The organism is Desulfatiglans parachlorophenolica, assembly GCF_055394735.1.
In genome coordinates this window covers 2496833-2512924 of the sequence record NZ_AP042460.1, presented here as the reverse complement: position 1 = coordinate 2512924, position 16092 = coordinate 2496833, and the positions used below count along the sequence as shown (strand labels likewise).

General features: G+C 55.9%; 10 protein-coding genes. All 10 read left to right on the top strand.

All coding sequences use genetic code 11. From position 1 onward, the window contains the following. Positions 1–38 precede the first annotated feature (38 nt). The 10 genes from ACZ500_RS11690 (at position 39) to ACZ500_RS11645 (ending at position 15702) form a co-directional block, all read left to right on the top strand. Positions 39–1004, top strand: coding sequence for a vWA domain-containing protein (locus ACZ500_RS11690; RefSeq protein WP_464232653.1), 966 nt, complete (start codon positions 39–41; stop codon positions 1002–1004). A gap of 385 nt (positions 1005–1389) precedes the next feature. After that, entirely contained in the window at positions 1390–5355 is a 3966-nt protein-coding gene (locus tag ACZ500_RS11685) for a HEAT repeat domain-containing protein (RefSeq protein WP_464232652.1), read from the top strand. Between the two features lie 258 nt (positions 5356–5613). Further along, a complete protein-coding gene (locus tag ACZ500_RS11680; protein WP_464232651.1) occupies positions 5614–8085 on the top strand; it encodes a response regulator in 2472 nt (823 codons plus the stop codon). Positions 8086–8245: 160 nt separating this feature from the next. Continuing rightward, positions 8246–8713 (top strand): hypothetical protein, encoded by a 468-nt coding sequence (locus ACZ500_RS11675; RefSeq protein WP_464232650.1) that lies wholly within the window; start codon positions 8246–8248, stop codon positions 8711–8713. Positions 8714–8756: 43 nt separating this feature from the next. Beyond that, positions 8757–10316 carry a vWA domain-containing protein gene (locus ACZ500_RS11670; RefSeq protein ID WP_464232649.1) on the top strand — a complete coding sequence of 520 codons (1560 nt, stop codon included), beginning with the start codon at positions 8757–8759 and terminating at the stop codon, positions 10314–10316. After that, positions 10306–11517, top strand: a complete 1212-nt coding sequence (locus ACZ500_RS11665) for a hypothetical protein (RefSeq protein ID WP_464232648.1) — start codon at positions 10306–10308, stop codon at positions 11515–11517. Before ACZ500_RS11670 ends, ACZ500_RS11665 begins: the two co-directional genes overlap by 11 nt. A gap of 94 nt (positions 11518–11611) precedes the next feature. Next, positions 11612–12985 carry an AAA family ATPase gene (locus tag ACZ500_RS11660; protein WP_464232647.1) on the top strand — a complete coding sequence of 458 codons (1374 nt, stop codon included), beginning with the start codon at positions 11612–11614 and terminating at the stop codon, positions 12983–12985. Positions 12986–13237: 252 nt separating this feature from the next. Beyond that, positions 13238–14635: an NYN domain-containing protein gene (locus ACZ500_RS11655; RefSeq protein ID WP_464232646.1), complete on the top strand. Its 1398-nt coding sequence runs from the start codon at positions 13238–13240 to the stop codon at positions 14633–14635. A 101-nt stretch (positions 14636–14736) separates the two neighbouring features. Then, complete coding sequence (locus tag ACZ500_RS11650) at positions 14737–15315, top strand: CYTH domain-containing protein (protein WP_464232645.1); 579 nt, start codon at positions 14737–14739, stop codon at positions 15313–15315. A 66-nt stretch (positions 15316–15381) separates the two neighbouring features. Beyond that, the gene (locus tag ACZ500_RS11645; RefSeq protein ID WP_464232644.1) at positions 15382–15702 is read left to right on the top strand and encodes a hypothetical protein; all 321 of its coding nucleotides are present in this window, start codon (positions 15382–15384) and stop codon (positions 15700–15702) included. Positions 15703–16092: the final 390 nt, after the last annotated feature.

The following is a 16092-nucleotide window of genomic DNA, read 5'->3' as shown; positions in this document are numbered from 1 at the left end:
GCAAGGGGTATTGGACGATTAGCCTTAAGGAGGATGCCATGAACAAAATGCGCGCAAGGATGTGGACCGGATTTCTGGTGTTTACCTGCACCTTGTTCGGTGCGGCCTTTAGCGATGCGGCCGTGCGGCAAGGCCCGGTCAACCGTGTGGTAGTGGTCGTGGATTGCTCCGGTTCGTTCAAGCCACGGCGCATGGAGGCCATCCAGGCCACCACCCGCCTCCTCGAATCCATGGCTCAGAACAAGCTCCACCGATGGGAGACAGGGGGTTCGGAGATCGTCCTCATTGCTTTGGATGCCATGCCAGAGATCATCTGGAAAGGCGGCCTCAAGAAACTCAAGGAGGCCGACCGAACGGATTGGACGGATCGTTTCAACGCGAGAAATGACTTGGCAGGCTGCACGGACGTGACTGCCGCCCTTGACCTTGCAGCGCGCGAGTTGGAAGGAAACCCGGCCCTTTTGAACAAATACCTCTTCATTTTTTCCGACTTGGTACACGAACCTCCGACCACATCGGTTAAACGTTGCCAGAGGGCCTTTTACGGCCCAGGCTCGGATATCCCTTGGGCCGCCTTTCAGGACGTCTCCGTATCCGTCTTCTGGGTCCCCCCAGACATCAAGCTCACCTGGGACAGGGCGGTGAAACAGGAGGGGCTTCAGGCCTTCAGGCTCTTCAGCGTGTCCCAGTCCGATGCCGAAAACATCAGCCCGCCGCCCCAACCGGTTCGACAGGTTGCAGAGGAGGAACGGGCCACAGCAAGGGCCGATCTGGTGAGCACCGTAACAGGTCTCCTTGAGTGGGCAGGTTATATCTTCGGCGGCGTGCTGGGCTTGACCGCCTTACTTGCCCTCGGCGCGACAATTCGCCGCCGGTTTTCATCTCCAGGGCCGAGGCCGCTCGCCCGACCGGCCATCTTACGACGAGGCGCTCCGCGCCCCTTGCCACTCCGCAGGCCGTCTGCGACCGGATCCGGCGTACCGGGAAACGGAAGCCGGCAATAGGCAGCACCCGCCCCCTCTCCCTCAAATGCGTCGGTATGTCGCAATCCAAGGGGAGGGGGCTTCCCAGCCGATTACGGTTCCTGCCATTCTCAACATATTATACCATTACGCGCAGTTGCGGTTCCACCAGCCGTCCAAACTAGAGGCATCTCGGTTCTGGTTTCAATGAAGAGTGACAGATTTTTCTTGATCCTTCCGACATCAGAAAATACGATTCGCTGCGGGTTCAAAGTTCACAAAAGGGGTGCGAAAGAGCCCCATTCGACTCGGCTTTTTACCGTCCTTAAGCTGCTGCTCGTGCAGCGATTTTCAAGGAGGACCTCTCTCCCCTCTGAAGGCCTCCCTCAAACAAACCCATCAACCATGTCCACTTAGGATGGAGATCATGACAGTCGACCATTCTGACCCAATCAGAGAGTACCTCAAAGTCTCACAGCAGTTATGGGATGAGCGGATATTTCATGGGCGTGGATGTGCCGAGGCCCTGGTGGGCAAAGTTACCTACCATCAGCACAAGGGCAAAGATCCCGGCTACGCGGCGACGCAGAAGGCTACTGCCCGGGTTTCCGACTTTACTGGCCAAACCCGGTTCCTTGAAAGACTGATCGAAGACTGGACCTCCGGGAAAGCCGGGGGGACGGTCTCCATGATCATTGGCGAATCAGGTCTTGGCAAGACCTGGCTCATGGGGTCCCTGTTTCGGCATGTGGCACAGCGCCGGATGACCGATGAAACCGCCCCCATTCCAATCCTGGCGTCGCTCAGAGGGCAGGACCTGATGGGGAACGAACGTCGCCTGGCGGGCCTGAGGCAGTCATTCGAGGAAAGGGGAATGGCACTGGAAGATATTGACTTTGCCCTTGAACAGATCAGGGTGGCTATGCCCCCCGAGACGAGCGCGGGCCAGAGGCTCCTGAATCTGCTGTTTCCGGATACTGGGTTAAGGGAACTGGCTGAAGAAAACAATGTTCTGATCCTGCTGGACGGTCTGAACGAAATGCCTGGGAAAGGCAAACAGAACCTGCAGGCAGCCATCACAGAACTGAGGGAGAGACACCCCGGCTGGGAATGGGTCATCTCTGGCCAGCCGCAGGTCGTGGAGGAGGTATCCTGGGTAAAGGACCGGAGGCCCCTTTATGATGAGGGGGGAAAGCCGCTGTGTTCAGAGGCCTGGGCGTTCTACGAAGTGCAGGAGGTAACCGAAGACAGGGTGAGGGATTACCTGAACATCCATCTGGGCCAGGGGCAGTATCAGGAACTGGAGGAGTCTCTCCTGGGCTATCTGCGGGAGTTCGATGATGCGGTTCGTCGGAATCCCCGATACCTGTACCATATCTGTCAGCGCCTGAAAAAGACAGGGGATTTAAAGGCGCTTCCCACCACTGGTGGCGAACTTTTGGATGAGGTGGTTACCGAGGCCATTGTTGCGGGATTGCCTCCCGAAAAGGCCACATCTGAAGAGGTCACGATCCGAAAGATTTTGCTGGGCTGCATAGCGCTCTATGAGGTGCTGTCTGCAGGCAAGCTGCTGCAATGGGAGTTTGACCCCGCTTTCCCTGAACGGCATGTGACGGAGTGGCTTCGGGGATTCACGCGGGCGGCTGTTCTGCCCATCTCTGCGGCAACAGAGACGCTCATTTCCCTTCGTGCAGTAGGCCCTTGGGGATATAGCCCGGACAGCGACATCGTTTTTGATCACGACACTACAAGGGACTATGCAGTGGCCTATCTGTTGAAATATCTTTTGGAGGATTCGAAATGTAGTTCTGATGAGGGGTTCTTGGAATTCATGGTATTGCTATTGGTTGCGAACCGCTTCATGAGTAAGTCGATTGAAATGTTCGCCGATATTCTCAATAGCATTGAACGGATTAGTGCTAAATTACATTTTACATTGATTTACAGGTTAGTTGTTAATGGCGGTTTTAATAAAGAATGCCTTTATCTTTATGAGATAAGAGATTTCTTATTGTGGTTAATCGAAGCATCATCTCGCAGTCTTCGTAAAAGGCTGTCATCTCGCCGTCATCGTAGAAAACTGATCGATTTACTTGCATCTTTTGTAAGCTACCCAGCTGTTAGGGACTTGCTCTTGCGAAGACTCGGCGATGAAGATGAATCGGTCAGAAGGGCGGCGGCGAAAGCCCTTGCCTCTGTAGCAGCGGAGGCCGAAGTTAGGGATGCGCTCCTGCGAGAGCTCGGCCATGAAGATTGGAGGGTCAGACAGGTGGCGGCGAAAGCCCTTGCCCCTGTAGTAGCGGAGGCCGAAGTTAGGGATGTGCTCCTGCGAAAGCTCGAGGATGAAGATGAATCGGTCAGAGCGGCGGCGGCTGAAGCCCTTACCCCTGCAGCAGCGGAGGCCGAAGTTAGGGATGCGTTCTTACGAAGGCTCGAGGATCAAGATGAGTGGACCAGAGCGGCGGCGGCGAAAGCCCTTGCCTCTGTAGCAGCGGAGGCCGAGGTTAGGGATGCGCTCCTGCGAAAGCTCGAGGATGAACATGCATCGGTCAGAGCGGCGGCGGCTGAAGCCCTTACCCCTGCAGCAGCGGACGCCGAAGTTAGGGATGCGCTCTTACGAAGGCTCGAGGATCAAGATAAGTGGGCCAGAGAGGCGGCGGCGAAAGCCCTTGCCCCTGTAGCAGCGAAGGCCGAGGTTAGGGACGCCCTCTTACGAAGGCTCGATGATCAAGATGAGTGGATCAGAGAGACGGCGGCGAAAGCCCTTGCGCCTGCAGCAGCGGAGGCCGAGGTTAGGGACGCGTTTCTGCGAAAGCTCGAGGATGAAGATGAATCGGTCAGAAGGGCGGCGGCGAAAGCCCTTGCCTCTGTAGCAGCGGAGGCCGAGGTTAGGGACGGGCTCTTACGAAGGCTCGAGGATCAAGATGAGTGGACCAGAGAGGCGGCGGCGAAAGCCCTTGCGCCTGCAGCAGCGGAGGCCGAGGTTAGGGACGCGTTTCTGCGAAAGCTCGAGGATGAAGATAAATCGGTCAGAAGGGCGGCGGCTGAAACCCTTGCCCCTGCAGCAGGGGAGCCCGAAGTTAGGGACGCACTCTTAGCAAAGCTGGATGATAATGATAGTTGGGTCAGACAGGAGGCAGCAGAAGCCCTTGCTCCTAGAGCAAAAAAGCCCGAAGTTAGGGACGCACTCTTACGAAGGCTCGAGGATGAAGAAAAATGGGTCAGAAAGTCGGCGGCGAAAGCCCTTGCCTCTGCAGTAGCGGAGGCAGAGGTTAGGGATGCGCTATTGTGGAAGTTGGCTGATAAGGAATTGGAAGTTTCAACTATAGCGTTAGATGCTCTAATGGAATCACCACTCACAGTTGTAATTCCAAAGGACTTGCTGCCAAAACTCCGTGATTATGGGTTGTTCAGGCATGCTGTTGCCGAACACGTCAATCCGGGAGAGCCAAAAGCTTCTTTCTGGCGTGATTTTGTTTGGGCTTTTTCACCGATTGAAGCCCTTACCCATGCGCTGACGTTCTATATGAACCCTGCTGTGTTTGTCTCGGTTCTCAACTCCATTCCAAAGGTGAAGGGGCTCCAGCTTTCCCACTATGCTGTGTTGGACGGTCAAACACGGCATACAGCCAGGCGGGAGGACAAGAGGCAGTTCTTCTCCGAGCTCAAGGGCCATTTCCCTTTGATGACCGGAAGGATACCGTGTCCTGCGTTGTGCATCGATGGTAAGCCGGTCTTTTTCAATTACGCCACCTTCTGCCTGGCCCATCTGGTCCCAGACGTCGAGCGGTTTGACCTGTTGAAAGATCCGGACGTGAGGAAAACACTTCAGGAAATCTTCGAGGACCATGTGATTGCAGCCATGGGATTTCCAGCAGGCAGGGTCGCGGAGCTGTGCGAGGAGCCGGAGATCCTGTTCTCGCCTGAGGATGTCCAATACAAGACCGCTTTCGGGAGCTGGAAGGTTTTCAAAAACCAACTGTCCAACCTGATTGCCAATGCCCGAATCCACAAAGAGAGCGTATGCCGGGTAATGGTCACGGAATCAGCGGATAGCAAGGTCAAAGATCCTGTGATCATGGTCTTGGACGATGGAAAGGGCTTTCCCGCAGACAAGGAAGGCATTGAGAAATTATTCAAGCGGGGGATGAGCAGGACCCCTGGAGGCTCAGGCAACGGCCTGACCGAAGACATGGTGAGGGAGTTTGGGGGGATGGGGTTTTCGGTGTGTCTCCGAAACTGCGAAGGGCAATGGTTTTGTTTTGAAAAGAGTCCAACAGGAGATCACCGTCTGAGTGGCCCGACCCCGATTCCTGACCCTATTGCCCATGAGAAACAAGCCATAGAGGCAATCACACATTCTTCCGGTGCAGTGGTTGCGATTATGCGATAAGGAGAGATGAGAAGCCCAATGGATTCCGGCCAAAATCGTGCCGAAATGACGGTCTGATAGACTGGGTTCCGGCATGCGTCGGAATGACGGAAAAAGCCTGAGAGACGGAAAGACCACCCTGGATTCCGGGTCCCGGATCGGGGTCCGGGATCCCGCCAGCCGGACCCGGAATGACGGGTGTGGCGGCAATTGTGACACAGATCATAAGCGGCCGGGGTATCGAGGCTGGGCGTCAAGGAAGCGACATGGAAGGAGGATATGAAATTGATAGGGAATGACAACAAGAGCATCCTCGAAAGGTATCTGAAAGATCTGTCGAAGAAATGCTCTGAGTTCGATCTCCATGGAAAGGAGGGAGAGCTTTTCGGACAGTTCTGCGACCAGCACGATATACGGCCGGATACCACCCTTCCATTGCAGGCCTTCAATACTGCGGCAGACGTCGCTTCCTTCGCATCCATGGAAGAAGGCCCCCGGTTCCACGAACGGCGGTTTCCTGAACCGTACCAGGGGCCGCTTGCGTGCCTGATGGTCGACGACAAGATCGGAGAACTTAAGGGGTATGTAGAGCAAGTACCCACTGAAATCAGGGCATTGATGAGCAGCTATCAATTGGACTATGTGGAATATCGTGGGACCGACGATATTCGGACCAACGTGCTCGGACTGGAAAAGAAGATCGAGGCCCATTTGCGCGGCAACGGCCGGAACCCCCTGTTCATTCTCCTCGACCTGAATCTCACGGGTAGCCAGGCCTCGGGTCTCGAACTGGGCGAGGCCTTCTTTGCCGAGGTCCGCAGGCGGTGGCCCTTTATCCCCCTGTTCGCCCTTACCCGCTACAGGGATGTGGAGACCATCATGAGGGTCAGCCGGCTCGGCGCCAATGGCTACATCTACAAGCCGTCCATTGCGCTCCTCCCCTTCCTGATCGGGCTCTTTCTCCAGAAGGAATTCGGCCCTGTGCTGGGCCTGCTGGGGAGCGACAACTGGGCTGTGGCCTTTCGGCAGATCCTTTCCTGGAAAAATATGCCCCATGTCCTCTGGTTCGGCGACAAGGTGCCCGTGATGGTGGACCACGGGCTGGTCCACTCCCGAAACCTCTGGTCCCTCATGAACGGCCTTTATGAAGGACTTGGCCGGGACCCGGTGGAACGAAAGTCCCGCCTTATGCGCATCATGGGAGACGGGCCGAATGCCGAAGAGAACCTGATGGCCTTCCTTTTGGCCATCTGGCTGCACGACATCGGCCACAAGGGCGATCGGCATTATCAGTCCCCGCCCGAGGTGAGGCGGTTTCATGGGCCCATATCCGCCGGGCTCCTCTCCACACGGCCGGACATCTATCTGCCCCATCTTCGGCATGAGGGTCCCAACCCCGGCGAGCGGATCGAGCGCATTGCCGTGTTTTGCCGATCCCATGTCAGCAATTCGCCCATGGACGAGGTCGTCTTTGCGAGACTCCTTGCCGACAAGGCCCTGGAGCCAGTGCACGAACTGGGAAACATGCCGCTTGTCACCAGGGCCGGGAGAGGGGCCATGACCTTTTCGCTTCCCCTCCATGTCTGCGAAGATTCGACAACCGGGCGCAAATACCCTGTCGTCCCCCCTGATATGAGACGGGCAGTTTCCCTTTTCCGGTTTGTGGATGCGGTGGATATGCAGCGAAACCGCGTGGGAGACGTCTTCTATCTCTCGGTCAAAAACGACGGGTGCTGCCGGGAGATGGCCTATACGCTAAGGGGAATCCACCATGCGGCGGAGGAACTCGAAAGGGAATTCCTGCGTCTCCATCCCACCTGTGTCCATGAACTGGAAGAGATCCACCTGACCATTGCCCAACTAAACGACGTCCTTGAGGGTGTTCTGGCAAAGGAACAGCGCCTTGAAGCCCTCAGGTCCCGGTCCCATGCCGAGACCGGATTGCTGAACCATCCGTTTGTGGTCCAGGGGATGCTGAGTTGGCTCGATGGCCAAAAGGCGAGTGCAGAGGGCTTGATGAAGCGGGTCTTGGCCGCCATCCCCACACTTGGCCATGATCTCTCCGATGCCCTCTGGAACTGGCGCAATCTGACCGAATATATGATCCTCCTCTTTACCCAGCAGAAGCACTTTGTGCTCCATCAGACCTTTCGGGAGGTGGCCTTCCGGCCCGGAGCTCCAGACGCAAACGGGCGTCAGGCCATACAGGTCGGCTATGTCCTGGACAGGCCCTGCCCGCCAAAGAAAGAGGCGAAGCTCCTCTATGCCATCGAGATCAGCCGGATATGCACCTATGCCTGGGAATATGTCAAGAAGGAGTGGGCGAGCACCGGCCGGTATCTCATGGAGGCCGGGATGATATGCTCCCACGTGGTCTTTGACCTGGGACCGGCGGGGGCCGAGACGCTCCGCTTCCCCGTGGACGGGGAGCCTCGACGCAAAGAGGGGGATGGCAGCGCGAGGGTCTATGAGGCGATCTTGACATCTCTCGGTTTCAAAGACGGGATCCAGGTCCTAAGAAGGATACGGATTTCCTTCGCGAAACCCCCACGCAAGGGCGGTAGTCCAGGCCCGGTGCCCCTTTTCATCGGCGCCAGGGCCGGGGCCGGGGAGGACCTCATCAAGGGACTGGAGCAGGCCATGGAGCAGGCCTTTGAGCCCATACTCGATGGCATGGCCCTACAAGAAGCGGACGAAGAAGGCCCGTGGGCAATTCGACTGACCGTGGCGACGAAGCGGACATCATCTTGAATTGGGGCAAACCTCCTGGATTCCGGCCGGAGTTTATCCCGCGCTTGATGCGGGACCGGAATGACAGAACAACCTTGGAGTCTGAATGCAGAAAGAAACCGCAGCGATTTGTTGAGCAGATACCGCAGCGCATTTTCAACACAAAACGGAGGTGTTCAGTATGGTGATTGTTCATCTGGATGACAGCGAGACCCAGAAACTGGACCGGAGACTGTCGGCCCTGACTGGCGGAACCGGCTATATCCGGATCACATCCATCAGTGACCTGATCGATCTGCTGAGAAACGGGGCGCCTGAAAAGTTTCTCCTGGTCAGCGATGTCAAGTTGGGGCTCCGCAACATTGTCACGGAATTTTTCGCCTGGATGGACGAGCCTGAGTTTGCCGAAATCAGGCCGGGCATGGATGAGCGGATGAAAGGCTTCATCCTCTATTCAGGAGACTTTCCGAACGACAAGAAGAGCGACCTGGACTTCCGGATCAGGAACCGGTTCTCAAATAAGTTTCTGGGCGGCTTCAACCGGGACGACTTCGGCCTTATCTGTGAGGCCGTTGTCCAAGGCCTTGGGCCTGGCAATAGCGCTTCAGGCGGCAAATCCCCTGTAAGGCCCAAGAAAGGCCCTCGGTGAAACAGGCTGGACAACCGGCGTTGGAGAAGGATTGAGGAGGGGTATGGAAGCCCTGGAACAGATGATCACACAGCTTGCCGCCGACAGACTCTGGCGGCTCAGGATCGAGGAGAAGGAGACGCGGCATCTGATCGAGGCCGCCATCAGCCTCAGGGACTGGGAGATGCACTTCACGCTCCACCCGTCCTGCGAGGAAGCCCTCCTTCGATGCGGGCTTTTTGCCCATGAAATCCCCATCCTTGCAAAAGGCCTGGTGGGACACGAGATGGGCCACTGGCAGGTCTGCCCCTTTGACAGGGATGGGGAGTACCTCCTGATGGAGGTGATTACAGGGGTCGTTGTCAGAAAACTGAAGGGGCTGTCTGCAAAAGAAACGGACAGGGTGTGCCGCTTTCTCTCCAAGCTGGTATCGGACCTGATTGTGGACACGGTGCTCGCCTGGGAGACAAACGGACCGGACTATGCCGATGCCCAGGCCCTGTTCATGCTCAAGGAGATGAATCTCGATCCGAGCGGCGAGGGGCTCTTTCGATTTTTCACGCAACTCAACCTGTGGCTCTGGGGTGCGCAGAGCCGCGTATCGTCCAGGCTTCTGCCCCATCTGGAGCAGGAAACCGACAGCGCTCTGTTCAAAAAGGCCATGAAGGTCTTTCCAAAAAAGGCTTTGAAGGGACATCTCGTCTCATGGCTGCGCTCAAGGGCCAATTGGATAGATCTTGCCCGAAAGCTCGCCGCCATCTTCATCGACCTCTTGCCTCCGCCCGATGAAATGACTGTCTGGTGGCGGCCTAATCCCTTTTGGGAGGTCTTGACCGTCCTGTATGAAGGCCGGACCCGTCCCATTCGGGTGGCTGTTGAAACCGAAGGACAGGTCCACCCGGAAACCATTCCTCTTGTTCCCCTGCTGAGCGTTCCAACGGACCCGTCCGTGCCTCTGGCAGTGGACGACATTGTGTGGCATCAGACCCTGATCCAGCCTTCTCCGAAACAGGCTCCCCGGCTCCAGTTGTATCAGCGCCGTTTCAGCATCGAGACCCAGGTCGGGTACGCCAAGGGGAGTTCCATGCTCCCGGACCTCGCCTTCTGCATCGACAGTTCGGGGAGCATGGGATTTGATCCCCATGCGGGCAAAGGAGAATACGACCTCCTCCTGCGGGCCGTATTCGGCGCGCTCCAGTTTCTGGAGAGAAACCAGATCGCCCTGTACCTCCGCTTTTCGGTCGTCAATTTTTCAGATGAAACCCTTTTTTCGGGCTGGCGCGACTGGGGGGGAAGAGAGCGCCTCTACCAAACCCTCTTTGAATATCAGGGAGGCAGGACACGGCTGGATATCTCCCAGCTTGACCGAATGAGACAGGAATCGAGGGGGCCGTTTGCCCTGATTCTGATCACGGACGGTGAGATCGACGAGTGGCCGGATGTCCTTCAGCATATCGAAAAACAGTGTCAGCCGCCAAAGGGACTCATCCTCATCCAGATTGGGAAGGAAAGCGCCCTGGCCCGCCGGGTCAGGAAAAGAGGGTTTGTGGTCCATGTGGTGAAGGATTCCCATGCACTTGAAGGCCTCGTGCTGGGAGAAGTGAGGTCGCAATATGCAAATTGACGCCCTTCACGCCATCGCCGGCCCCCCGGCCTTTCTGGCAAAGCTGTTTGACCGCAGGCTGGACCATACCCGTAAGGAAAAGGGGGTCTTTTCGGCGATCGCAAGCGATGGCAGAGGTGGATTCGAAAAGAAGGTGTGGCGGCTCCTTGAAGGGGAAACGTGCCACTCCGTCTATTCCGGGACCAAGTATCTGGCCATCAGGGCAGGAGACGGCATCCTGATCCTGCCAGGGGTCCTGGATATGGGACGAAAACGAGCAAAATGCGAGGTGTGTTTTCTGGATTTAGGGCTCTTTCATCCCTATCCGGAAGAGATTGCCACGTCAGGATACGAGCTTCACCCTCTGCTTGGCATATTCAAAGGGAGCGACGGGACGATCTGGGGGCAGGACGTCGGAAACTGGCTGTATGCCGTTGAATGGCTGCCAGAAGGCAAGCTTTGGATCACGCCAGGCCCCAGACTCGAAGGCGTGTGGGCCGCAGCGCCGATCGAAATCGACAACAGCGTCGGAGAACGGCGCATCGTTCTCCCCTTTAGGGATCACCTGATCGCGTTGGATCCCAACCCCACTGCAATGAAGATTACAGAGCCATTTTTTCTGAACGAATACGCCTCGGAGAGCTATGAACTCATCCGAGGACAGCCGATAACAGGGAGGAGAGAAGACTTTTTCCTCCTGACGCAAGGCGCAGCGATCGAGATCGAACTGCTGGAAAAGGGGATGCGCAAGGTCGGCAGCCTATATCCCGATTCAACGGTCCATGGCACGACAAGGCCCGTGGTTGTCCAAAAGGGCATCTGGTATGTCACAGGCGACGGACAGGTGGTGGGGTTGTCGGGAGGCAGCAACCACTCCCTCTCAATAACCCCCACCGGGTGCAGGGTTTCTATGCTTCAGGCCCTTGCCGTGAGCGAGGATCGGTATCTCCATATTCTGGAGGATGGGGGAAACCTGCTGATCTTCGACACGTGGAAAAAGAAGATGATCGGTGTTTTCAATCTGTTCGAAAAGATGGGAAAGTCCCAGACCTCATTTCGTGTCAAAGGGGTATACGCCGTTGGCAATACCCTTTTTGTGAACTGGCTCTACGCTGAGGGTCAAAAAGAGACCTGGGGTCTGGCCGAGGTGACGCCACAGGGTCCCCGCCTTGCCTATGAAGGGATCGATCACAATATCGGCAGGGTCACGGAGATACTTTGATGCCTTTTGAGAGTTACAGATTTGATATGGCAGAAGCCTGCCCGGGATCGCGTATGGACATTTTTTTTGGGTAGACGGAAAGAGGGGAAAGACCGTGACCACTTGGAACAAGGTGTTTGACGCGCTAAAGAGATTACGCAGTGCGGTGGACCGCTCCACCTGCAACTACATCCGGACCACGCCGCTGGTGCAATATGCGGTTGAAGGAACACGGCTCGTCATGGACATCCGGGATGTGGTGCTGCTTGGCGCCGTGACCGAATCGGATGTGCTCCTCACAGGCAAGACCGGGAGCGGCAAGACCCGGCTGGCGGCCGGCATCCTGGAGGGCCTGTTCGGCAGGAACGGGTACTATGCCAAGACCACGCTTCCCAACATGAACCCTTCGGAATTTATGGACATTGACTTCCCCTCCATCCTGTCCGGCAAGAAGACCCTGAAAGAGGCCCTGTCCGGGATACCTGCCCTCACCCTCCCCGGCATCCTCCTGAACGAGGTGAACAGGGCGCCCGGCATTATTCAGTCCATGCTGATCCCGTTTCTGGACCGGGAGCTGGAGGTCCAGGGGATGCCGGTTCAGATGGGGCGGACCTGGAAAAGGGGGCAGTACCAGTTCAGGATTCTCACCATCAATGAGGGGGGGCAGTACCAGGTCCAAAACCTGGACCCCGCCATCCGCGACCGGATCACCATCGAAATCCCGGTGGATGCCTTTCCGCAGAGCCGATACGATGTCATTACCATGCTCGAACAGGCAACAACACCCATGAAGCCCTCGAGTCCTGAATCCGAAAGCCTGCAGCGGGAGGACGGCCGCAGAGAAGACCTGTTCAGGGAGGTCCTTCAGGTCAAGGAGGCCGTGGACGAGGCGCCTGTCCCTCCCGATGCCCGGTTTTTCCTTTCCTATCTGGGAGGGATGAGTTACTGCATTCGGGCCCCCAGGGGGAACAAGGAATCCATCGCCCTCTCGCCCGATGTCTGCGAGGGGTGCCATCACCTCGCCGCCTTTTACACCCTGTGCCCGAGCATCTATGCCCCCTCGGCCCGCATCCTGATCCGCCTCCAGAGGATCGCTCAGGGCTTCGCCCTCTTTCGGGCCTGGCAGAGCGGATCAGAGGCCGTGACGGTCTCGATCGAGGATATTATACAGGCGGCGCCGTTTCTCCTTTACTCCAAGCTGAATCTCAGCCCCCTCTGGCTCCGCACCGCAGGCGACCGAACCCGGCCCTTTCTGGGGGACCGCTGGACGGCCATCAAAGAAATCCTTTCCTGGGTGCGGCAAGAGAGGTTCTTCCCCCTCACGGACAGGACCACAGAGATTGGTGAATTCCTCTTCATGGTCTCCAAAGGAAAAGATATTTCCCGCAAGCAATGGGAGATGGTGTACAGCTACCTCCAGGAGAAAGACCCGTGGGCCTTCGATCCGGCGATGGTAAGGGCGTTTCTGCAAAATCGAGAAGGCCCCTGAGGAGGTGCATGGTCGCTTTAACGATACTTCCAATTATCAGAGGGTCTCGACATCATGCGGTCGGGTCAAAGGTCGTCTTACGGGAGCGAGAGTCCGGGAATGGCGTTGCTATGAGGCAACCACCCAACAGGCCAGGGAAGAGGAAACCAGGCGACTGTAAAATGTGTGCTCAGTGTTGATGGACTGGAAACGGGTTTTTAGGTTGCCGGGCAGCGAGTCATCAATAACCTTAAGCGTTTAGGGAGGCAAAGCATGGGAATCACTGTGCGGCAACTTGCAGATGAATGGCGCATGGATGTGGATGAAGTTCTGGAGAAGATGCGGACAGCCGGCATATACGCCAAGAACGAGATGAGTACCCTGGACGGGCCTGTTCTGGGACAAGCCAGACAGATCATGGTAAAGGCGGTCAACGATGACGTTATAAATGGCAAACGCATAAAGCCCAAGGTCATCCGACGCCGCAGACCGGTGGAAGGAGAGACCCGGCAAGACAGACAAAAAGAGGCTATTATTGACAAGGGCAAACGACCCCGTACGGAGAACGACGCCAACGCAGAGCAAGTTCAAACAAAGGAGAAGGAAATGGAGAAACAGAGGGTTGCCTTTTTTATTGATTGGGAGAATATGAAGTTCAGTGCCGCCAACACGCTCGATAGCCCACTGGATATCATCACACTGAAAAAGGTGGCCAGACGGTATGGCACCCTCACTGTGGCCAGGGCCTATGCCAATTGGTCTGACTTTGTGCATGAGGGGGATGCAGAGGCCCTTATCCAGCAGAACATTGAACCGGTTTACGCATGGACAAAGGCGGAGATTTGGCACGACCAGCAACCTGTTATGTTCAAAAACAGCGTGGACCTGCGACTGGCATGCGACTGCATCGAACTGATGATGCGCAATGACAACATCTCCGTTTTCGTGATTGGCAGTGGAGACGGTGACCTGGCGCCTGTCGCGAACAAGCTGATGGAAGCCGGGAAAAAGGTCGTGGCGATCGCCATTCGTGGCACAGCCAGCAACCGCTTGGGCATGGCGTGTGACCAGATGGTCTTTTACGAAGATGTCATCAAAGGCCTTCGATCCGCTGACTTTGGCGATCAAATCGATCGTGAAATGATCCTCCAAACCTTTTCCAATGCCGTGAGTCCATTGTTTGAATCGGGAGAGACGATCAATCTTCAAGCGCTAAAAGAGATCATCAGGGAAAGCGACCCCGATTTTGAAGAGGAGGATCATGGCATCCCATCATTCCGGCATCTGGCGTTTCTGGCAGAGCGGGAAGGATTGGCCAGGGTCGATGCTACCACAGAACCGGCAACGGTCTATCCCCCAGAACAGACCATGTCGAATCAGAATAAGCTGCTGCCGGACGCTGAAACCTGGCAAACCATCATAAGCAGCCTCGAACCGAATGTGGCCTACTCCATCTCAGCCCTGAAGGACAGGCTGGCAAACGACGCATCAGGCACCAAGGATACAAGCCTACTCCTGAGCGCGGTCATCGGGTCGAGGGCCCTATGGATCAAGCCGACCCGATACTATGATTCACGCGCAGGACAGCTTTTTACCAATAAGGAATACATGCTCAACATGAGCCATCCCAGGGTTCAGGTATATCGCATGTCCGGCAGCAAGCCGGCCTGATAAGAATACGGGACCGGCATGGCCTGAGGACTTTGGATTGTGGTGAAGAGATGAAAGAGGTGGAAATTAAATTTGAGGCTCCAAGGGATGTGCTTCCTTTTTTGACCGGGCTCAATGCGCTCCCCCCCGACTATATTATCGATGAGGCATCCTCCCTGGACATCCGGGATGTCTACTTCGACACCCACAATAACCTCCTTCTCCAGAATCGGTCGTCCCTCCGATGCCGCAAGAAGGGCGATCAATTGAAGGTCACCTTCAAAACCGCTCCATCGGTAGAAGGCGCGAGACTGACCCGGGATGAGACGGAGCAGGAGGTCTCAAAGGCCGAATTCGATGCGCTTTTGGAAGCAGGCCAACCGCCTGTCTTTTGCGCCGAGAATGTAATGGACAAGATCGGCCTCGATCCCCAGAAGGCTGTGTTGGAGGTGATCAACCACCGCCAGGTCAAAACCATCAGCGGGAAACACCGGGCGATTGTGGCGGAGATGTCTCTCGATGACGTTGTCTTTGCCCGAGGCGACCGAGAGGCACGTTACCTCGGCATCGAGGTGGAATTGAAGGGCGATGGCACCGCCCGGGACCTTGAAACCATTGCCGATGCGCTTTTGAGACTCTTTCCGGACCTGAGGCCGGATACGGAAGCCAAATTTGAGAAAGGCCTGCGACTCTTGAGCTGAATCAGACCCTACCCTCCTGACAATCCGGTAACTGGATTGCTAATAAGGATATAAAGGAGGGTTGCCATGAACATGACCAGACATGGGGAGTTGAGGTGCGACCAGAGGGGGTTCAGCCAGGCAGAGGTGGCCGCGGTGATGGAGTCCGGCACGAAGATCCATCGAACGGGCATCGTCTTTTACGTGATGACCAAAAATGACATAAATAGATGCCCGCAAGACAAGAAGCTGCTTAGAAATCTTCATGGTCTCACCGTGTTGGTGTCCCAGGACAGTGGAAGCCTGATCACTGTCTACAAAGACAAGGATGCCCTGTCGACTATCAAGAAGAAACAGAAGAGGGGATACAAAGCGAAGAAAAGGCGCGTGTTCTTATATGGCCGATAGGATCGACACTCAGGGCCCGAACGGCCGGGAGCGCCGCCTGGTGTCAAAGAGGAAGCAAGGGCTTTGGATAAATTATTTATTATCTAAGCTAAATATTATTAATGTGAACAAAACAATTTTGAATGCGGTCGCTTTCACTTGCAAAAATCAATTTCGATGGCATACAAGTATCAAGAAAAAAAACAAGGGACCTGTAATTTCCTGATGATGCTCATGGCTAAGGGGCATGGGCTCATTGACTTTTGCACTGCGATTTTGCAAAGATGGACTGGGCAGAGCCTTTTTGCATGAGAGGGAAACTCTAATTCCGGAGAAAATCCATGATCTATGTTTACATTGACTGCAACAAAATCCAGGAATACGTTTTTTCATCCCAGCGACTGCGCGGCA